Origin of the sequence: Streptomyces sp. NPDC048612 (genome assembly GCF_043199295.1) — a bacterium.
Classification (GTDB): domain Bacteria; phylum Actinomycetota; class Actinomycetes; order Streptomycetales; family Streptomycetaceae; genus Streptomyces.
This window is the reverse complement of the sequence record NZ_JBICVV010000013.1, coordinates 66,163-85,191: the sequence shown is the minus strand read 5'-3', so window position 1 is coordinate 85,191 and position 19,029 is coordinate 66,163. Positions and strand designations below refer to the sequence as shown.

Genomic DNA, 19,029 nt, shown 5'->3' with positions numbered 1-19,029 from the left:
CCATGTGACGGATCTCACTCTCACAGCTTCCTCATGGGTTGAGCGTGCAGGGTGGTCCGGGACGTAGGGCAAGGCAGAGATTCACGGCCGAGGGACACGGGCGTGGCTCACCGGATGCGCCAGGACGGAAGGGGCCTCGGACTGTGAGCTTGCTGGGAACCGCCGAGAGGATACGGGCCGGTCAGCGGCCCGCCGCCGCACCGCGACCGGACACCGGTCCGGCCGGGACACCGGGGCTGCTGCCCGGTATCCCCCGGCAGCGCGGCGGCCGGGAGACCGCCGCCGGGCCGGCGCCCGGCGCCCTCGCCGCGGCGGCGCCCCGACGGCTCGGGCAGCTGCTGCCCACCCCCGCCGGCACGCCCTTCACCCTCGGCTACGCCGTGCTCCTCGCGCTCACCTCGCTCTTCGCCGAGTACGCCGACCCGGGGCTGGTCTCCGAGCTGCTGCGCGGCTCCAGCACCGATGTCGCGCACCTCGCCCAGGCCCCGCTGCTGGTGCTGGTCGCCAGCGCCCTGTGGATAGCCGGCGGGATGACCTCCGCGTACGCCCTCGCCTTCCTCTTCGTGCTGACGGCGCTGGAGCGGCGGATCGGCGCCATGAAGACCGTCGCGGTCTTCTTCGGCGGCCATGTGCTCGCCACGCTGGCCACCGAACTGCCCGTCGCCTTCTCGGTCGCCGCCGGCGGTCTGCCGGAGAGTTCGCTGCACCGCCTCGACTACGGCATCAGCTTCGGCGTGATGACCTGCACCGGCGCCCTGGCCGGGCTGCTGCCGGTCTGGTCGCGGCTGCCCCTGCTGGCCGGTGTCGGCTATCTGGCCGTGACCGATCTGCTCGCCTATGCCGACCCGCTGACGGACTGGGGGCATCTGCTCTCGCTCGCCCTGGGCATGGCGAGCTGGCCGCTGCTGCGCCGCTGGCGCGCCCGCCACACCACACCCGCGCCGCTCCTCGGCGACCTGGGCCACCCCGCCCTGCGGGGCGCGCGGACGTACTGAGCTCCCGGCCCCGGGCGGGCCGGGAGGACGCCCTACGGCCGCGCCGTCGCCCGGTAGGTGTGGGTGATGGCGTAGGCGCAGCCGCCCAGGAGCGCCACACCGGAGAGCACCCCGCTGACGAACGGCACCCACACCACGGCGGAGGTGGCCGCCATGCCCAGCCCGGTCGCGCCGAGCGCGGTCAGCGCGGCGCCGGGGACGACGATGCTGCGCCGCTTCCAGACCGCCATCAGGGCGACGAAGTGCAGCCCCACGATCAGCGCGATCCAGGCCACCGCGGTCTGTTCGGGGGCCCCCGCCGCCCGCAGCGCGAGATTGCCGCCGACCAGCAGCACCGCCTCCGCCCCCACGACGAACGCGAACTTTCCCCGGAACCAGTCCGCCTGAGGCACCTCCGAGTCGTCCACCACGGGCCGTCCGCGCCGCCCCGCCCGCAGCGCGAGCGCGAGCAGCCCGGCAAAGGTGAGCACCGCGAGCACCCGGAGGGCGATACCGACCGCCCGATTCAGCGGGTCGTGCGCATTGGCGACGACGAACACCGTCCCGAAGAATGCGCCGATGAAAACTCCGGACATCCGCTGCAACATGCCGTGAAGGTAGCAGTCATGACGGGGCGTGAGGCGGGAAGCGAGGGGACGTTCCGCGACGGTCTGCCGGGGCGGAGGTGCCGCCTGGTGCGTCTCTTCGCATCCGCGTGCCGTAGCCCCGGGCGCCCGAGGCCCGGAGGGGGCGCCCACCCACGGCTCATCGTCCGCGATCCACGGTCGAGTACGGCACCCTCGCGAACCGTCGACTCGTCCTACCGGTAACGCCCACCAGAGCATCTCACCGAGTTCGTGTGACGACTCTTGGCGAGCACCGGCGCCTGAGGGGCTGTCCGGGTAAGTCGCTGCATTTGCTGGGGAGTTCGGCGGCGTTGTGGCGCGGCCGGATCGCACGGGCCCAGCTTTTTCTCCGTCAAGCGAGACCGGCGGGCGGGAGCCACTGGGCCGGTGACAACCCTCGCCCTCTCCGACCCCGGGCAAGGGAATTGTCCAACTGCCCGCCCAATTGATCGGCTTGAGGTCGATCATCTCGTTCGTTCACGACAGGGGGTGGACCGGACATTCTGCCGATAGCCCTATCCGGGTAACGTGCGGCATTTTTGGGCTAGTTATAGACGGAGGGTTTCGAATCACCCCTGCGCTGACGGGTCGACATATGGTGATAGATTCGCCGGACGACAGTGCCAACTTACCTGTCATGAGCGCGTGTTCACTAGGGATGGTTCGAGAGTGCCCAATAGCGGCGACGGCTTTAAAGCCGATCCGGATGAGCTCAGGGCTGGGGCTTCGGATGTACTGAAATGCCTTGACCCGGCCAAGGGGGTTGATTTCGGGGCGCTGAATGACGAATTCGATGGTTCCGATCAGGGCGACAAGATTCTCGCCGACAAGTTCGAAGCTTTCTGTGAGACATGGGAAGTGGCCTATCTCGTTCTCGGGGACCGCACGGGCGATATCTCGGACAAGCTGAAGAGCCAAGCGGACACCTATGAGCAGAACGAAGCCCATACCGGCGACTACATGAAGTACATCGATCAGCACAAGAACGGTTCGGGACTGTAACAACGGGGGACGGGCATGACCGAAGAGTTGGGCGAAACCAAGGACCCCAAGGGGCTCATCCCGGGCGATGCAGGGGACGTCGAGGGCGTCGCGCGGGCTCTGAAGAAACAATCCGGAAAATTCGAGACCGTCGCAAACGGGCTCGGCGCCGTACGAATATCCGGCTGGAACGGTGCGGCCAGCGACCAGTTCTGGGAAAAGCTTTCCGGCGAGAAGAAGAACTGGCTCTACGCTTCCGATGCGCTGTCCGACGCGGCCGCGGCAGTCAGCAGTTACGCCACGGCGTTGAGCGCGGCGCAGGGGAAGGCTCGGGAGGCAATCGAGCTGTGGGACGGCGGCGATGAAAGCCAGGCCCAGCTGATCCTGCGGACTGCCCGACAGCATGTGCGGGACGAAGCTGATTCGGCTGCGGGGAAGCTCAAGGACGCAGCCGGCGGCGCTTCCGACGCACCGTCCTGGCTGCAACGGGCGGGCAAGACTGCCGAGCAGCAAAAGGAATCGGGAAAGAGCAGCGCCAGCCTCAGGGAACTCCACGAATCCAGTCCACTGACGGACAGGCCGAATAGCAAGAAGAAGTACTTCGGCGCGGCGGGCCCCGAAGATCCCAATGCCAAGAAACCCCGAGCCTCCGAGGTCAAGCTGTGGGAGCGGAAGGCCGAGGTGAATGCCTGGGAGAAAGAGGCCGAAGGCGAGTCGCAGTTCGGAGACGACGGGAAGGTCTCCGGGAAAGCCGGCGTCAAGCTTCTCGGGGCGGAGGGTACAGCGGCTGCGTCCGTGACCGACGGCAAACTCCAGGTCGGAGCCGGCGGTAAGGCGTACCTGGCGCAGGCCTCCGCGGAGGGCGGCGTCGAGTACGGCATGGCCGCTGCCAAGGCGGATGCCACGGCCTTTGCCGGTGCCGAGGCGCAAGTGAACACATCCGTGGGCAAGGATGGAGTGCACGCGGGCGCCGAGGCGTTCGCGGGCGCCAAGGCGACTGCGAGTGCCCACGCGGACGTGGCCGGTATCGGGGCCGGCGCCACTGCTGAAGGGTGGGCCGGAGCTGGAGCTGCGGCACATGCGGATGCCGGCATGAAGGACGGGAAGTTCGTCATCGGCGCTGATGTGGGCGTCGGACTCGGACTCGGGGGCAAGGTTGGTTTCCAGGCCGAGATCGACCCGCAAAAGGTCGCGGACTCGTTCAGCGACATAGGGGACAAGGTGGGTGACGGCCTCGACGCAATGGGTGACGGACTGGAGTCCATCAATCCCTTCGGATGACACTGGCCTCGCATTTCGCACACTAGGGAGTTGATCCACGATGGCGACCACGCTGCCGGTAAAGATTGAGTTTTCACTGCCGGAGGGCTGGCAGCCGGCACCCCCCGATGAGGTGGGTGCTCCCGGAGTGGCTTTCATCGCACTTCACTCCGAGTCGCAGGACAAGTTCACCGCGAATATCACGATCGCGGGTAAAGTCCAGGACGAAGCCAACCTGCTCACACTCGCGCACGAGTCGGTCCAGCGGCTGCGCGAGGGGGCGACGGTGAGCGTCGCCACGCAGGCCCAGGGGGGCACCCAGGAAGTGCCTGCGCTGACCCAGACGCTGCGCATCTCCACCACCTTGCGCGGGATGCCCGTGGAGTTGGTCCAAAGCCAGGTCTACCTGCTCATGAACGATGCTCAGGACCCGTCCAAGCATGCGGTGATCGAGCTGGCATTGACGGCCAAGCAGTCCCAGCTGGATCAGGTCGCGGACGACTTCGAGGAGTTCGTCCGGTCCATTCGTCCGGCGGGCCCTGACACGGCGTAAGTCCTCCGCACATCGGCGCTCACGAGTGAGTCCCCGCGGTCCATATCCGCGGGGACTCACTCGTGAGCGCCTGTCCTTCAGGGTGTGTGTTACACCTGCGCCGGCTGGTGGTCCAGGACGTCGCACAGATAGTTCAGCTTCTGCTCGATCTGTTCCGCCCGGAGTCGTCCCCGGTGCCAGGTGAGCAGATCGTTTCCCTGGAAACGGAGAGGGTGGTCCTTGGCGCGGGGGTCGGTCATGAGGAACCGCGCCAAGGGGCCGGCCAGGACTGTGCGCGCGACCTTTTCGTCATTGGCGATCACGCGAAATTTCTCGTCGAATTCGGGATCGCCGAGCTCTATCACCTTGTCACCTCCGAACAGGGCACCCAGGCGTGCGTTCGCCTTGTCCAGCGCCTGCGGCCGTTTGACGACCATGCGAGGTACGGACATCGCCGACGTCACGGCGAACACGGTGGAGCGCTGTGCCGCGTTCGCACCGTCCACGTCCATGCCCTGCGTGCTGTATTCGAAGCAGCAGATGGCGCGACCCCGGAATTCGCCGACGATCTGGTCCGAAATGGGGATGTTGGTGCCGCTCCCTGGGAGCGGCTCTCCCCCGCAGTAGCGGTCTCCCTCGCCGGGGGCCCAAGCGGTGTGGCTCCACCCCCGGCTCTCCACCAACTGGAGAAGCTCTTCCAGCTGTTGGGGGCTGCGGTTATCCCTTTTGTTCACGTACCGCCAGACCCAGATGAACAATCCGAAGAAGGCGGCGATAAAAAGGAAAAGGCCGACAATGAGGGCTGTTTCCCATGGCTCGTTCATGCGGCACGAGTATGTCGGACGGTCCGGTGAACGCACCCGTCGGGGGCGGCTGGTGGGTGGGTCACCCCTGTTTGCCCCGCTCGTATGTGACCTTCAGGGCGTGCCACGACTGGAGCCTCTCGGGTCCGTCCGGTGATCCCGAACGGCGAGTCCTAGCCCAGCCAGAGGAGCACGGCGTCCCCTTCGTCCGCCGCGGCGCGGAGGAACGGCCGCAACAGCTCGTAGTACTCGCGGACGTAGTCGAGTGGCTCGCCCCGCTCCCAGATGACCAGCGGATAGACCCGCGCCGCGGCGAGGTCCGCCGGGGCGACGCCGGCCGTCAGGCTCTCGGCGGATATCCCGGCCAGTGCCTCGGCGGCGCTCCGTACCTGCTCGGGGGTGAGGTAGCGGGGTGGACCGTAGCCCCAGTCGTCGGCGTCGGGGACGGCCTGCTCGCCGTGGACGATGTCCACCGGGAAGTCCCTGCGGCGCAGCAGGAATCCGAGGGCGTCCCAGACCTTGTCGACGTCCAGGCAGCGCGCCGCCGCGGGCTCCGGGGCCGTCGCGGCCTCCGCCTCCATCCGTCCGCAGACCAGCTTCAGCGCCCACTCGGGATCGCCCAGGGCGCGGTCGAGTTCGGCGGGAGTGACACGTGCGTACTCTCCGATCATGCTCATACACCCGAGGTTAGGGGCGACCACTGACAACGCCGGGTGCCCGACGCGGTGGTGGCCGGGAGTGGTGAGCCGACCGGCGGGCGCGGCGGCCCTCCCGGCGCGGCGGTCCTCCCGGCGGCTGGGAGAATGGGGTTCCCTTCCGGGCACGGCCTCCTGTGGTGCCCGCCGGCCGTAGGAGTACCCGCCCCGTGTCCTCAGAGCGCACGCCCTCGACCCCGGACGTCGAGGATCTCGGCCTGCAGTCCGACTGCGGCAGCTGCTTCGGACTGTGCTGTGTCGCGCTGCCGTTCGCGGCCTCGGCGGACTTCGCGATCGACAAGGACGCCGGCACGCCCTGCCCCAACCTGGAGTCCGACTTCCGCTGCGGCATCCACCGCGACCTGCGCCCGCGCGGCTTCACCGGCTGCACCGTCTTCGACTGCTTCGGCGCCGGCCAGAAGGTCTCCCAGGTCACCTTCGGCGGACAGGACTGGCGGCAGGCACCGGAGTCCGCCCGGCGGATGTTCGACGTCTTCCCCGTCATGCGGCAGCTGCACGAACTCCTCTGGTACCTGGCCGAGGCGCTGACCCGCCCGGCGGCCGGCCCGGTCCACGCCGAGCTGCGTGCCGCCCTGGAGAAGACCGAACGCCTCACCCGCGGCAGCGCCGAGGAGCTCACGGAGCTGGATGTGCCCGCCCATCGGGGTGAGGTCAACGCCCTGCTGCTGCGCACCAGCGAACTCGTCCGGGCCGGCGTCCCGGGCCGGAAGAAGGAGCGGCGGGGCGCCGACCTCATGGGGGCGCGCCTGCGGGGTGCGAACCTCCGGGGCGCCAATCTCCGTGGGGCTTATCTGATCGCCGCCGACCTGAAGGGCGCCGATCTCCGTACGGCGGACCTGATCGGTGCCGACCTGCGTGCCGCCGACCTCTCCGGCGCCGACCTCACCGGGGCGCTCTTCCTCACCCAGTCACAGCTCAACGCGGCCAAGGGCGACGCCGCGACCGTACTGCCGCGGAACCTGAGCCGCCCCGCCCACTGGGGGTAGTGGTGATGGCGGGACGATCGGTCCCGCCACTGGACGGTGGGTGAACGCCGAGTGCCCACCGGGGCCAGCCGTACCGCCGCGCGCCCGCCGGGCCCAAGCCGCACTCCCGGGGCCGGCCGTACCGCCGTGCCCCCTCCGGGCCCAGCCACACCGCAGCGCCCCGCCGCGCACAAGCCGTACCGCCGCGCGCCCCGGCCCAGTCGTACCGCCGCGCGCCCCAGGCCCGCCGGTCACGCCCGTCGGCCCCCGGCCCGCCGCCGGCACCCCTTCCCACACCCCCTTCTCCCTGCGCCCCATCCCCCGCCCTCCCCGATCGCTCACAGCGAACGTCCCCGGGGGAACATCTCTCACCCCGGCTGCATTGAGTGAGTACAGCTCAACTTGCTTGCCGAAGGGGAGATCATGGCTTCGACGTCCACATCGCTCACTCTGCCCGTGCTGCCTCTCGATGACGAGGTCGTGCTCCCTGGCATGGTGGTGCCCCTGGACCTGTCCGACGCGGACGTACGGGCAGCGGTGGAGGCCGCTCAGGCCGCCGCCTCCTCGGGTAACAAACCGCGGGTGCTGCTTGTGCCCCGCATCGACGGGGAGTACGCGGCGTTCGGCACGCTCGGACGGATAGAGCAGGTCGGGCGGCTGTCCGACGGTGATCCCGGCGCGCTGATCCGAGGTCTGGGCCGGGTGCGGATCGGGTCCGGCACGACCGGGCCCGGGGCCGCGCTCTGGGTGGAGGGCACGACCGTCGAGGAGACGGTCCCCGACCCTCTGCCCGGCTCGGTGGCCGAACTCGTCACGGAGTACAAGGCGCTGGCCACCAGCTGGCTGCGCAAGCGCGGTGCCTGGCAGGTCGTCGACCGCGTCCAGCAGATCGAGGACGTGCCGGCGCTCGCCGACAACTCCGGCTACTCGCCGTTCCTGACCACCGAACAGAAGGTCCGGCTGCTGGAGACCACCGATCCGGTCGCACGCCTGAAGTACGCCACCGAGACGCTGCGCGAGCACCTCGCCGAGCAGGACGTCGCCGAGTCCATCGCCAAGGACGTCCAGGAAGGCGTCGACAAGCAGCAGCGGGAGTTCCTGCTGCGGCGGCAGCTGGAGGCGGTCCGCAAGGAGCTGGCCGGGCTCAACGGCGACCCGGAGGACGAGGGCGACGACTACCGCGCCCGGGTCGAGGCCGCCGACCTGCCCGAGGAGGTCCGCAAGGCCGCCCTCAAGGAGGTCGACAAGCTGGAGCGGTCCAGCGACCAGAGCCCCGAGGGCTCCTGGATACGCACCTGGCTGGACACCGTCCTCGAACTGCCCTGGAACGAACGGACCGAGGACGCCTACGACATCGCCGGCGCCAAGGAGGTCCTGGACGCCGACCACGCGGGCCTGGAGGACGTCAAGGAGCGGATCACCGAATACCTGGCCGTCCGCAAGCGGCGGGCCGAACGCGGCCTCGGACTGGTCGGCGGGCGCCGCGGGGGCGCGGTGCTGGCGCTGGTCGGCCCGCCCGGCGTCGGCAAGACCTCGCTCGGGGAATCCGTCGCCCGTGCCATGGGCCGGAAGTTCGTCCGGGTCGCCCTCGGCGGCGTCCGCGACGAGGCGGAGATCCGGGGGCACCGCCGTACCTACGTCGGGGCGCTGCCCGGCCGGGTCGTCCGGGCCGTCAAGGAGGCCGGGACGATGAACCCGGTGGTGCTGCTCGACGAGATCGACAAGGTCGGCTCCGACTTCCGGGGCGACCCGGCCGCCGCCCTCCTGGAGGTCCTGGACCCGGCGCAGAACCACACCTTCCGCGACCACTACCTGGAGGTCGAACTCGACCTCAGCGACGTGGTCTTCCTGGCCACCGCCAATGTCCTCGAAGCCATCCCCGAGCCGCTGCTCGACCGTATGGAGCTGGTCCGGCTGGACGGCTACACGGAGGACGAGAAGGTGGTCATCGCCCGGGACCATCTGCTGCCGCGCCAGCTGGAGCGGGCCGGTCTGGAGCCCGGCGAGGTGACCCTGGCGGACGAGGCGCTGCGCAAGCTGGCGGGGGAGTACACCCGCGAGGCGGGCGTGCGGAATCTGGAACGCGCGGTCGCCAGGCTGCTGCGCAAGGTCGCGGCCCAGCACGAACTGGGGGAGCGGGAGCTGCCGTTCGCGGTGGGTGCGGAGGAGCTGCGTCCGCTGATCGGGCGGCCGCACCACACCCCGGAGTCGGCCCAGGACCCGGCCGAGCGGCGCACCGCGGTGCCCGGCGTGGTCACCGGTCTCGCGGTCACCGGCGCCGGTGGCGATGTGCTCTACGTGGAGGCCTCGCTCGCCGATCCGGAAACCGGGGCGTCCGGGCTCCAGCTGACCGGCCAGCTCGGCGACGTGATGAAGGAGTCCGCGCACATCGCGCTGTCGTTCCTGCGCTCCCACGGCGCCGAACTGGAGCTGCCGGTCGCCGACCTGAAGGAGCGCGGTGTGCATCTGCACGTACCGGCGGGTGCGGTCCCCAAGGACGGGCCGAGCGCGGGCGTGACGATGACGACCGCACTGGCCTCGCTGCTGTCGGGCCGGCAGGTCCGGCCGGACGTGGCGATGACCGGTGAGGTCTCGCTGACCGGGCGGGTGCTGCCGATCGGTGGCGTCAAGCAGAAGCTGCTGGCGGCGCACCGGGCCGGTATCGGCACCGTCATCATCCCGAAGCGCAACGAACCGGACCTGGACGACGTCCCGGCCGAGATCCTCGAAGCCCTGGAGGTCCACCCGGTCGCCGACGTCCGCCAGGTGCTGGAACTCGCCCTGACACCCGCGTCGAACGGCGCCGCCCCGGAGGTACCGGTCGCGGTGTGACGGCCACGACGGCCGGTCCGGCTCCCACGGAGGAGCCGGGCCGGTCGTCGCGTCTGCGGGGACTGCTAGCCGTTCGCCAGCGCCCGGAGCCGGTCCATCGCGCCGTTGAAGCGGTTGTGGTCACCGACCGTCGGGCCGGAGGAGGTGTACTGCCAGATGGTGTGGAAGCCCCAGCCGGCCGGGAGTTCGCCGGCCGAGGAGCCGTAGCGGGGTATCCACAGGGGGTTGACGGAGCCGAAGGCCGCGGAGTTGCCGGTGCACTGCTTCCACCAGTTGGTGGAGGTGTAGAGGACGGCGTCCCGGCCGGTGCGCGCCTTGTAGGTGGCGAACCAGTCCTTCATCCAGTTGACCAGCCCGGCCGCGCTCATCCCGTAACAGGTCGCGCCGTAGGGGTTGTACTCCATGTCGAGCGCCCCGGGCAGTGTCCTGCCGTCCTTGGACCAGCCGCCGCCGTGGTCGGCGAAGTACCTGGCCTGGGCGGCGCCGCTGGAGGTGTTGGGGGTGGCGAAGTGGTACGCGCCGCGGATCATCCCGGAGTTGTACGAGCCGTTGTACTGCTGCGCGAAGTACGGGTTGGTGTAGCTGGTGGACTCCGTCGCCTTGACATAGGCGAAGCGGACACCGCTGTTCCAGAGGGTCGACCAGGCGACGTTGCCGTTGTGGCTGCTGACGTCCACGCCTTCGACGGACGCGAGCGGGGCGGCCGGCGGTGCGCCGCCCGCCGTGCCCTCGTGCCGGGCGATCTGGGAACCGGCCCAGTCCTGTCCGGGGTGGGTGGGTTCCGGTGCGCGCGGTGCGGCCGCGGCGCCGGCGGTGCCGGGCAGGCCGAGGAGGAGGGAGACGAGGGCGAGCAGGACCCCGGCCACGGTCGCGAGGGAGCGTGCGGGGCGGTGGGGGGAGCCGGATCTGAGCACGGACATACGTGCCTCCGAAGATCTCGGTGGGATGACCTGAGGGGGGAGGAGCTGAGGCATGGCACCGGCGTGCCGACACGGAGAGGCGGGGCGCACGACGCCGCGGCGGATACCCCGGCCGTTTGGTATGGCCATGCCATACCTGACGATACGCGCGTAGACCGAGGGGGCAGAAGAGGGGCGGCGGGCTGCCGTTGGTCTAATCCTGCGAAATACTGGCCGAGCTGCGGCTTCGGCCGCCGAGGGCGGAAACTTTCAGGTGAGGAAACGCGGGAATGGGCGCTGACGTGCACGACACCGGAGCCGACGGGACGACGGCGGCCGGCGAGCCGACGGGTGTGGATCACGTGTTCCTCGCCCTGGAACGTGAATTGGCGGTGTTCCTCCGCCGGGCCCGTGCCTCGTCCGGCGAACTGGCACGCGAGGTGCACCCCGACCTGGAGCCCGCCGCGTACGGCCTCCTCGTACGGCTGGCGGACGCCGGCGCCCAGCGCGCCACCGACCTCGCCGGCTACTTCGGGGTCGGCAAGGCCACGATGAGCCGTCAGCTGCACGCCCTGGAGCAGCTCGGACTCATCGCCCGCGAACCGGACCCGGCGGACGGCCGCGCGGTCCTGGTGCGCCTCACCGACGAGGGCCGGGAGCGCTTCACCCGCGTCCGCACCGGCCGCCGCGCCCGGTACGCCCGCCGCCTCGCCTCCTGGGACCGCGGCGAGGTCGCCGAACTCGCCCGGCTGCTGCACCGGCTGAACGCGGACAAGGAGGGCGAGGAGGGATAACCGGGCTGTAGTACGGCCCGGGCTCCGCCCCCTGACGGCGTCCGGGTCCCGCGGAAATCCCCCTGCCCGCAGGTGCGGTGGCCGTCACCGGATGCGCACCGCCGCGCGGCCGTTCCCCCGCGGCGGGAAAACATGCCCCGCCTGTCCGTGGTTGTCACGGCGCCACAAAAATCACCGCCGCGTCGTCCCGCGCCTTGCCGCGCGGAAACGCCGTGCCCGCCGGGTCCGCCGCCTCCGCGGCCCGTACCCGGTCGATCAGCGCCTGCGGGCCCTGCCCGGACACCAGGGCCGCACAGTCCGCCCAGGAGCCCTCCCGGAAGACCTCGACCCAGCGCCCGGCGCCGTCGCTGAGCGCGGTCAGCGAGCGCAGGCCGCTGCGCAGGGTGCTGCCGGTCACCGCGCGGGCGGCCACCGCCGGGTCGGCGGCCGCGGTGAAGAAGCCGCCCTCCGCGTTGCGCAGCGCCTCGACCGCCCGGACGTACTCCCGGCCCGCCGCGGCCCGTTCCGCCGAACCACGGGGCAGCGCCCGTACGGCCGCCCGCAGCTCCCGGACCGCGGGCGGCAGTTCGTCCAGCCGGGAGTCGCGCACCGGCTCCACCGAGCCGTCCGCCCGCTCCAGGAGGAGCACCGAGTCGGACAGGACGAGGTGCTCGACGGTTTCCCCGGACCACCGTGCGGCGATCACGGTTGCCTGTGGAGTACGGACGTGAGAAAGGTCACAGGCCTCCCGGTGGCCGTCGGCCGTCCGGGAGATGGCCGCGGCGAGCGCCTCAGTGAGCGTCATATCCCGGTGTGAAACCGACAGTTCCAGCATTGCGCCCCCGAGCCGCGCGGTGAACCAGGGCACCCCATGGGCGCAGCCGACGTCCCCCTCCGGGGGTGTCACGCCGTCCAGCAGGACGAGGGCGCCGCCCTGACCGGAAGCGGGCAGCGCTACCGATGCGTAGTCCTCGTTTGGGCGTTGGGGATCGCCGGGCTCGGTGGCGAGTGCGATGTGCATGCCCGGAAGTCTGCCGGAGGCGGCGGCCGCGGCCCGTCGGGCGGGCGCCCGCCGCCGCATCCGCGCCGGGCGGGCCACGGGTTTACCGGGGGTAAGGAGTGCCGGTCCGGCCGGGTGCGGGCGGGCATCCTTCCAGGAGCGCGACGCATCTCCAAACCCGTTCGGGGGTTGCGCGGGGTTGCGGCAGGAAACGGTGGCGCACGGAAGTTGAAGGCCAAACTCCGAGTGATGTTCACTCGTTCAGGTGGCCGGGCATGTGTTGCCGAGCCACTGCGCGGCGCCGGTGGAATGGTCGTTGCCCGGATCATTGGGGTGAGGTCAGGACATTCGTCGCGACGCGCAGAGCCGGGCTGTTTCCCTTCGCGGAAGTGTGCGCGCTGCGGTCATTCGCGCAGATCCGCTCCGCGAGCGGAGAGCGAGCCGGGTCCGCGACGCCACAGGGCGTGAGCAGGCGAGACAGGAATGCGAGCAGCGGTGCGGAAGATGCGGCTTCGAGGCGGCGCAGGGAAGCCGGGTTCACCGGCCGGTTCGGTCCCGGGACCGGGCAAGGGCTCGGTTCCTGGCAAGGGCCCGGACGCGAAGGACGGAACGGACGCGACGGACGGTACGACCCCCTCGGGACGGCGTCCCGCACGGGTGCGCCACCGGCTCGTCGGCGCGGTGGCCGTGGTGGCCGCCGCCGTCCTCGGTGCCGGCGCCCCCGGTCTGGCGGCGACGGCGGACGACGCCAACACCGGCCAGCAACTGGTCGATCTCGCCGAGCTGAACGCCCGCGCCATCGCGCTCGCGCACTCCCTCGCCGACGAACGCGACGGGATGACCGCGTATGCCGCCGCCGGCCGCGGCAGCCGTACCGCCGCGGGGCGGGGCGGCACCGGAAGCGACGCGCCCTCGCGGACCCAGCGCGTCCGTGTGGACCGGCAGATCGGCGAGCTGCGCACCGAGGCCCAGGACGCCTCCGGCGACACCACCGCGTACCGCGCCGCCGCCAAGCTGCTGGCCGCACTGCCGCAAACCCGTCAGAAGGCCCTGTCGGGGCCCGGATCGGCCGAGCAGGCCTACAACGCCTACACCGAGGCCATTCAGGCACTCGGGGCGATCAGTGACGACATCGCCCGCGGACTGCCGGCCCGCGCGGACTCCGCGAACGCCGACACCCGCGCCCTGCCCGCCCTCGGCCGCGCCACCGAACAGGCCGCCGGCACCCGTGCGCTGCTGCTCGCCGGGCTCGGCGCGGGCGGCAGCCAGCCCCGGCTCACCACCCTCGCCCAGGTCGCCCACCTCCGGGAACAGGGCGCGGTGGGCGACTTCCAGCAGGCCGCGAGCCAGCGCGCCCGGGACCGCTACGACCGCACCGTCACCGGCGCCGACGTCAACACCGCCGAGCGCTACCTGACCCGGCTGACCGACCAGCCCCGGCTGGACGCCCTCGACCTCCGCCTCAGCCGCCAGCGGGTCCAGAGCACCCTCACCAACCGCGTCGGACTGATGCGGGGCGTCGAGTCGGCCATGGCCACCGCCGACATCCAGCGGCTCGGCGGACTGCGCGACGACGCGGTCACGGAGCTGGAGATCCGCATCGGTCTGGAGGCGCTCTGCCTGCTGCTGGCCGTCGGCGCCGGGGTGTGGGCCGCCCGCTCCCTGACCCAGCCGCTCGCCGCGCTGCGGATCGGCGCCCGGCGGGTCGCCGCTGACCCCGCGCACGAGGAGCCCATCACCTACAAGGGCCGCAACGACGAGTTCGCCGCCGCCGTACGGTCCGTCAACGCGCTGCACGCCCAGGTCGGCGAGCTGGCGCGGCGCACCACCGAGCTGGAGGGCGAGCGCAAGCGGCTGGTCGGCGGCCGGCAGCGGCTGGTCGCCGAGCGCGAGGTGCTCCAGGAGCAGGGCGAGACGCTCAAGGAGGAGATCGCCGATCTCACCGAGCGGCTGGCGGCCCTCCACAACGGCGTGCACGGCCGGTTCGTCAACCTCTCGCTGCGCACCCTCGGTCTCGTGGAGCGCCAGCTCGGCGTCATCGAGTCGCTGGAGGAGAGCGAGCAGGACCCGGAGCGGCTGGAGACCCTCTTCAAGCTGGACCACTTCGCCGCGCGGATGCGCCGCAACAGCGAGAACCTCCTCGTCCTCGCGGGCGCGGAGCAGCACAGCACCAACCACCAGGGCCCGGTGCCGCTGCTGGACGTGCTGCGCGCCGCGATCAGTGAGATCGAGCGGTACGAGCGGGTCCGTATCCAGTCGCTGCCGCCGCACTCCCAGGTCGCCGGGTTCGCCGCGGACGACCTCAGCCACTTGGTCGCCGAACTCCTGGAGAACGCCACCGCGTTCTCGCCGCCGAACGCCCATGTGGAGCTGTCCGGCTGGCTGCTGGAGAGCGGCGAGGTGATGCTCTCGGTCCAGGACGAGGGCATAGGGATGACCTCGGAGCGGATGGCCGAGCTCAACGAACGGCTGACCGACGTCGAGGCCGCCTCGTCCTCGGAGACCATCGACGAGGCGCTGGGCCTCGGGCTGTACGTCGTGGTGCGGCTGGCCGCCCGGCACGGCGTCCGGGTCCAGCTGCGGGACGCGAAGCAGGGCGGCGTCACCGCCGTCGTCGTCCTGCCCGGCTCGATCCTGCCCACCCGCCCGGTCCCGTCGGCCTCCCCGGCCGGCGCGCCCCAGGACGTGGCGCACACCCCGAGCCTGCCCGGCTCGGTCGCCGAGGCGAACTCCAACGCGCTGCCGTCGCGGTCCGTACGGGCCCTGGGCGCCGAACCGGCGGACGGCCCGGCGGCCCCCGCCGCGGCAGCCGTCCAGGACACCGGCCGGGTCCCGGACGAGGACACCCCCGCGGCCGCCGAGCGGACCGCCGGGGCCGCCGCCGCACCGGACACCGGCCGGGACGGCACCCCGGACGCCGCCGAGCCCGTCGCCGACCCGTTCGTCGCCGCCGCTGAGCGCGCGATCGACGCCGCCGGCCTCGGTGTCCCCGCCGAACCGGCACCGGAGCCCGCCGCGCAGCAGCCGGCCGGCCCGACCACCCACGCCGCGGCCGAACCGAGCCCGTACGGCCCGCAGTCGCCCGGCCCGTACGGCGCCACCACCACGGGCACCGGTGACCACGTGCAGCCCGGTGCGGAGCCGCGCCCGGCCGACGACCCGGCACCGGCGGACGGCCCCGACGCGTCCGGCGCGCCCGCGGCCGACCCGTACGCCATCGGCCCGGACCAGCACAGCCGTGCCACCGACGCGGCACCCACGGACGCGGCGGCACCCGCCGACCCGTCCCCGGCCGGTACACCGGCCGACCCACAGACCGCTGCCGCCCCGTCCGAGGGGAAGCAGCGGACGACCTCCATGGGGCTGCCCAAGCGCACGCCCAAGGTCGTGGCGCAGCAGCAGGCGCCCACCGCCCCGCGCAAGAGCGGAGCGGCCAACGCCGAGGCGCTGCGGCGCCGGCTCGGCGGTTTTCAGGCGGGGGCGCGCGTCGGCCGACGTGAGGTCGAGGCCGAGATCGCCGAACACACAACGGAGCTGACCACCCCACAGACGGACACCGACGGAGCGGGGGCCCCGGGAGAGAGCCACGTTGTCGAGGAGGCACGCGATTGAAGGCGCAAGCGCCCATTGCTTACGGACAGGGCCTGAGCAGTCAGGCCCGGAATCTGCACTGGCTGCTGACCAACCTGGTCGACGAGGTGCCGGGCATCCGCTCGGTCGCGGTGGTCTCCTCCGACGGCCTGTTGCTGCTGTCGTCCGACCCGGACCGGCCGGAAGAGGCGGCACGGCCGGGCGGGGGTGACGGCCCGCGCGGCTCCAGCGCGGACCTGGCCACCATCGTGTCCGGACTCGGCAGCCTCACCAACGGCGCGGCGAAGCTGATGGACGGCGGGTCGGTCAAGCAGACGATGATCACGATGGACGAGGGCAGCGTGTTCGTCATGTCGATCAGCGACGGTTCGCTGCTCGGTGTGCACGCCACCCCGGACTGCGACATGAACGTCATCGCCTACCACATGGCGCTGTTCGTCGGCCGGGCCGGCCATGTCCTCACCCCCGAACTCCGCAGCGAATTGCGCAAGTCGATGGAGAGCGCCAAGTGAGTAGTAAGAAACTCCCCGTGCGAGGCGGGGACCGGAAACCCTCACGCGTACGGCCGTACTCGCTCACCGGTGGCCGGACGCGGTTCGGGCACGTGCTGCTGGTCGAGACGTTCGTGGCCGCGCTGGAGGCGCCCGAAGAGCGGCGCGAGCTCACCTCCGGCGGCTGGGGCGACCGGGTCATGCCGGAGATGCGGGCGATCGTCGAACTCTGCCGCCGGATGCGCTCGGTCGCGGAGATCTCCGCACTCCTCAAGATGCCGCTGGGCGTGGTCCGGGTACTCCTCAGCGACCTCGCCGACCAGGGAAAGATTCGCGTCTACGGCACCGGGCACGGCTCCGGCCGGCCCGACCGCGCGCTGCTCGAAAGGGTGCTGAGTGGACTTCACAGGCTCTGACACGATATCGGCCGGATCGACGGCGACCGCCGGTTCCGTGGGTCAGGCCGACGCGGCGGCCGGCGCCGCCGACGCGGGGCTGCAGAGCTGGCAGACGGACCGTTCGCGGGCGCCGATCGCCACCAAGATCGTGGTGGCGGGCGGCTTCGGCGTCGGCAAGACCACGTTCGTCGGCTCGGTCTCGGAGATCACCCCGCTCCAGACCGAAGCGGTGATGACGCAGGCCAGCGCCGACACGGACGATCTGACCGCCACCCCGGAGAAGACCACGACCACGGTCGCGATGGACTTCGGGCGGATCACCCTCGACCAGGAACTGGTGCTGTACCTGTTCGGCACGCCCGGACAGCAGCGCTTCTGGTTCATGTGGGACGACCTGGTGCGCGGCGCGATCGGCGCGATCGTGATGGCCGACACCCGCCGCCTGGAGGACTGTTTCCCGGCGCTCGACTACTTCGAGAGCTGCGGACTGCCGTACGTCGTCGCGGTCAACCACTTCGAGGGGACCGAGGCGTTCGCCGTCGAGCACGTCCGCGAGGCGCTGACCGTGCCGCCGCGGGTACCCGTGGTGATCATGGACGCACGCGAGCGGACCACGGTGATCCAGTCGCTGCTCGCGCTGGTCGGCCACGCCCTGGAGACCGCGCCGGAGTAACCGGACCACGAGGTCGCGCTCCCCCTCACACTCTCCCCCGAACACCAGCAGTAACAGAGAAGAGCCCCGCCATGCGGAAAATACTCATCGTCGGAGCCGGCCAGTCCGGTCTCCAGCTCGCCCTGGGCCTCCAGTCGCAGGGCTATGAGGTCACCCTCATGTCGAACCGCACGGCCGACGAGATCCGCGCCGGCCGGGTCATGTCGACACAGTGCATGTTCGACACCGCGCTCCAGCACGAGCGCGACCTCCAGATCAACTTCTGGGAGAGCCAGGCCCCGCGCATCGAGGGCCTCGGTGTCTCGGTCGCCGCGCCCGGCAGCCACGAGGCGCCCGAGGGCTCCCAGCGCGCCATCGACTGGGTCGGCAGGCTGGACGGCTACGCCCAGTCCGTCGACCAGCGGGTGAAGATGGCCGGCTGGATGGAGACCTTCGCGCAGCGTGGCGGCCAGCTCGTCATCCACGGCGCGGCCGTCTCCGACCTGGACTTCTTCGCGAGCCGCTACGACCTGACGCTGGTCTCGGCCGGCAAGGGCGAGCTGGTGTCCATGTTCGGCCGCAACGCCGAGCGTTCCCCGTACGACGCCCCGCAGCGCGCGCTGGCCGTCGCCTATGTGCACGGTCTGGGCCCGCGCCCCGAGCACCCCGACTTCGACGCGGTGCGCTGCAACCTGGTGCCCGGCGTCGGCGAGCTGTTCGTCATGCCGACGTACACCACCTCCGGCCGCGCCGACATCCTCTTCTGGGAGGGCATACCCGGCGGCCCGCTGGACGTGTTCCAGGGGGTCAAGGACCCCGACGAGCACCTCGCCGTGACGCTGGAACTCCTGGAGAAGTTCCTGCCCTGGGAGTACGCCCGCGCCACCAAGGTCGAACTGACCGACGCCAACGCCACGCTGGCCGGCCGTTACGCCCCCACCGTGCGCAACCCCGTCGGCCGGCTGCCCTCCGGCGGCCTGGTCCTGGGCGTCGCGGACGTCGTGGTCGCCAACGACCCGATCACCGGCCAGGGCTCCAACTCGGCGTCCAAGTGCGCCGCGTCCTACCTCGCCTCCATCGTGGAGCGCGGTGACCAGCCCTTCGACGGGGACTGGATGCACACCGCCTTCGAGCGTTACTGGAACACCGCCCAGCACGTCACCAAGTGGACGAACGCGATGCTGGCGCCGCCGCCGGAGCACATCCTGAACCTCATCGGCGCGGCCGGCCAGCTGCAGCCGGTCGCCGACCGCTTCGCCAACGGCTTCAACGACCCGTCCGACTTCGAGAACTTCTTCTACGAGCCGGAGAAGACGGAGGCGTATCTGGGGTCGTTCACGGGCTGAAAACCACCTGCGGTGGGGGCCTTCTTCCCACGTGCGTGGGTGGCACCGCCGTGGTTGCCCCTCCCCACCTTCGGTGGGGAGGGGTTTTTTGCGGGCCGACGCCGCGGCGCTTGGTTGCGTCGTGGTGGCGGTGGCGGGCCTCCGGCGGTGGGTTGTGGGACTGCTTCGCTTTACGTCCCACAACCCACCG

Annotated in this window: 17 protein-coding genes; 12 read left to right on the top strand and 5 right to left on the bottom strand. The window is 71.2% G+C overall.

Going from position 1 to position 19,029, the window contains the following annotated elements:
- The first annotated feature begins 143 nt into the window (after window positions 1-143).
- Window positions 144-995 carry a rhomboid-like protein gene (locus ACGFN2_RS21000; RefSeq protein ID WP_362604594.1) on the top strand — a complete coding sequence of 284 codons (852 nt, stop codon included), beginning with the start codon at window positions 144-146 and terminating at the stop codon, window positions 993-995.
- 32 nt (window positions 996-1,027) lie between these two features.
- Here the strand turns inward: ACGFN2_RS21000 and ACGFN2_RS20995 are convergent, their stop codons facing one another.
- Window positions 1,028-1,582, bottom strand: a complete 555-nt coding sequence (locus ACGFN2_RS20995; RefSeq protein ID WP_393362549.1) for a hypothetical protein — start codon at window positions 1,580-1,582, stop codon at window positions 1,028-1,030.
- 687 nt (window positions 1,583-2,269) lie between these two features.
- Between ACGFN2_RS20995 and ACGFN2_RS20990 the strand changes: the two genes are divergently transcribed.
- From ACGFN2_RS20990 to ACGFN2_RS20980, 3 genes are read left to right on the top strand one after another with little or no spacing between them, the layout of a single operon-like run.
- Complete coding sequence (locus tag ACGFN2_RS20990) at window positions 2,270-2,602, top strand: hypothetical protein (protein ID WP_393362546.1); 333 nt, start codon at window positions 2,270-2,272, stop codon at window positions 2,600-2,602.
- Between the two features lie 15 nt (window positions 2,603-2,617).
- Window positions 2,618-3,862, top strand: coding sequence for a putative T7SS-secreted protein (locus ACGFN2_RS20985; protein WP_393362543.1), 1,245 nt, complete (start codon window positions 2,618-2,620; stop codon window positions 3,860-3,862).
- Window positions 3,863-3,902: 40 nt separating this feature from the next.
- Window positions 3,903-4,394, top strand: coding sequence for a hypothetical protein (locus ACGFN2_RS20980; RefSeq protein WP_393362540.1), 492 nt, complete (start codon window positions 3,903-3,905; stop codon window positions 4,392-4,394).
- A gap of 89 nt (window positions 4,395-4,483) precedes the next feature.
- Here the strand turns inward: ACGFN2_RS20980 and ACGFN2_RS20975 are convergent, their stop codons facing one another.
- Window positions 4,484-5,197: a hypothetical protein gene (locus ACGFN2_RS20975; RefSeq protein ID WP_393362537.1), complete on the bottom strand. Its 714-nt coding sequence runs from the start codon at window positions 5,195-5,197 to the stop codon at window positions 4,484-4,486.
- Between the two features lie 152 nt (window positions 5,198-5,349).
- On the bottom strand, window positions 5,350-5,853 hold the full coding sequence (locus tag ACGFN2_RS20970; RefSeq protein WP_393362534.1) for a YfbM family protein: 504 nt from the start codon (window positions 5,851-5,853) through the stop codon (window positions 5,350-5,352).
- 188 nt (window positions 5,854-6,041) lie between these two features.
- Here ACGFN2_RS20970 and ACGFN2_RS20965 point away from each other — a divergent pair, with 188 nt between their 5' ends.
- Together ACGFN2_RS20965 and lon are read left to right on the top strand one after the other, a co-directional pair.
- On the top strand, window positions 6,042-6,878 hold the full coding sequence (locus ACGFN2_RS20965; protein WP_393362531.1) for a pentapeptide repeat-containing protein: 837 nt from the start codon (window positions 6,042-6,044) through the stop codon (window positions 6,876-6,878).
- A gap of 402 nt (window positions 6,879-7,280) precedes the next feature.
- A complete protein-coding gene (gene lon, locus ACGFN2_RS20960) occupies window positions 7,281-9,689 on the top strand; it encodes an endopeptidase La (RefSeq protein ID WP_393362528.1) in 2,409 nt (802 codons plus the stop codon).
- A gap of 65 nt (window positions 9,690-9,754) precedes the next feature.
- On the opposite strand, the gene ACGFN2_RS20955 is transcribed toward lon, so the two are convergent.
- Window positions 9,755-10,609: a lysozyme gene (locus ACGFN2_RS20955; RefSeq protein ID WP_362604582.1), complete on the bottom strand. Its 855-nt coding sequence runs from the start codon at window positions 10,607-10,609 to the stop codon at window positions 9,755-9,757.
- A 269-nt stretch (window positions 10,610-10,878) separates the two neighbouring features.
- On the opposite strand from ACGFN2_RS20955, the gene ACGFN2_RS20950 reads away from it, so the two are divergent.
- Entirely contained in the window at window positions 10,879-11,382 is a 504-nt protein-coding gene (locus ACGFN2_RS20950) for a MarR family transcriptional regulator (RefSeq protein ID WP_362604580.1), read from the top strand.
- Window positions 11,383-11,536: 154 nt separating this feature from the next.
- On the opposite strand, the gene ACGFN2_RS20945 is transcribed toward ACGFN2_RS20950, so the two are convergent.
- The gene (locus ACGFN2_RS20945; protein ID WP_393362525.1) at window positions 11,537-12,382 is read right to left on the bottom strand and encodes a hypothetical protein; all 846 of its coding nucleotides are present in this window, start codon (window positions 12,380-12,382) and stop codon (window positions 11,537-11,539) included.
- Between the two features lie 636 nt (window positions 12,383-13,018).
- Here ACGFN2_RS20945 and ACGFN2_RS20940 point away from each other — a divergent pair.
- From ACGFN2_RS20940 to ACGFN2_RS20920, 5 genes are all read left to right on the top strand, one after another.
- Window positions 13,019-15,973, top strand: a complete 2,955-nt coding sequence (locus tag ACGFN2_RS20940; protein ID WP_393362522.1) for a nitrate- and nitrite sensing domain-containing protein — start codon at window positions 13,019-13,021, stop codon at window positions 15,971-15,973.
- Window positions 15,970-16,464, top strand: coding sequence for a roadblock/LC7 domain-containing protein (locus ACGFN2_RS20935; RefSeq protein ID WP_362604574.1), 495 nt, complete (start codon window positions 15,970-15,972; stop codon window positions 16,462-16,464). Before ACGFN2_RS20940 ends, ACGFN2_RS20935 begins: the two co-directional genes overlap by 4 nt.
- Window positions 16,461-16,859, top strand: a complete 399-nt coding sequence (locus ACGFN2_RS20930; protein WP_362604573.1) for a DUF742 domain-containing protein — start codon at window positions 16,461-16,463, stop codon at window positions 16,857-16,859. Before ACGFN2_RS20935 ends, ACGFN2_RS20930 begins: the two co-directional genes overlap by 4 nt.
- A 37-nt stretch (window positions 16,860-16,896) precedes the next feature.
- Complete coding sequence (locus ACGFN2_RS20925; protein ID WP_362604571.1) at window positions 16,897-17,514, top strand: ATP/GTP-binding protein; 618 nt, start codon at window positions 16,897-16,899, stop codon at window positions 17,512-17,514.
- Window positions 17,515-17,585: 71 nt separating this feature from the next.
- The gene (locus ACGFN2_RS20920) at window positions 17,586-18,839 is read left to right on the top strand and encodes a styrene monooxygenase/indole monooxygenase family protein (protein WP_393362517.1); all 1,254 of its coding nucleotides are present in this window, start codon (window positions 17,586-17,588) and stop codon (window positions 18,837-18,839) included.
- Window positions 18,840-19,029: the final 190 nt, after the last annotated feature.

What these genes read in the sequence shown, in the direction of transcription:
- ACGFN2_RS20945 (WP_393362525.1), bottom strand. Translation starts at nt 12,382, where the DNA reads ATGCACATCGCACTCGCCACCGAGCCCGGCGATCCCCAACGCCCAAAC.
- ACGFN2_RS20975 (WP_393362537.1), bottom strand. Translation starts at nt 5,197, where the DNA reads ATGAACGAGCCATGGGAAACAGCCCTCATTGTCGGCCTTTTCCTTTTT.
- ACGFN2_RS20955 (WP_362604582.1), bottom strand. Translation starts at nt 10,609, where the DNA reads ATGTCCGTGCTCAGATCCGGCTCCCCCCACCGCCCCGCACGCTCCCTC.
- ACGFN2_RS20995 (WP_393362549.1), bottom strand. Translation starts at nt 1,582, where the DNA reads ATGTTGCAGCGGATGTCCGGAGTTTTCATCGGCGCATTCTTCGGGACG.
- lon (WP_393362528.1), top strand. Translation starts at nt 7,281, where the DNA reads ATGGCTTCGACGTCCACATCGCTCACTCTGCCCGTGCTGCCTCTCGAT.
- ACGFN2_RS20970 (WP_393362534.1), bottom strand. Translation starts at nt 5,853, where the DNA reads ATGAGCATGATCGGAGAGTACGCACGTGTCACTCCCGCCGAACTCGAC.
- ACGFN2_RS20920 (WP_393362517.1), top strand. Translation starts at nt 17,586, where the DNA reads ATGCGGAAAATACTCATCGTCGGAGCCGGCCAGTCCGGTCTCCAGCTC.
- ACGFN2_RS20950 (WP_362604580.1), top strand. Translation starts at nt 10,879, where the DNA reads ATGGGCGCTGACGTGCACGACACCGGAGCCGACGGGACGACGGCGGCC.
- ACGFN2_RS20985 (WP_393362543.1), top strand. Translation starts at nt 2,618, where the DNA reads ATGACCGAAGAGTTGGGCGAAACCAAGGACCCCAAGGGGCTCATCCCG.
- ACGFN2_RS20980 (WP_393362540.1), top strand. Translation starts at nt 3,903, where the DNA reads ATGGCGACCACGCTGCCGGTAAAGATTGAGTTTTCACTGCCGGAGGGC.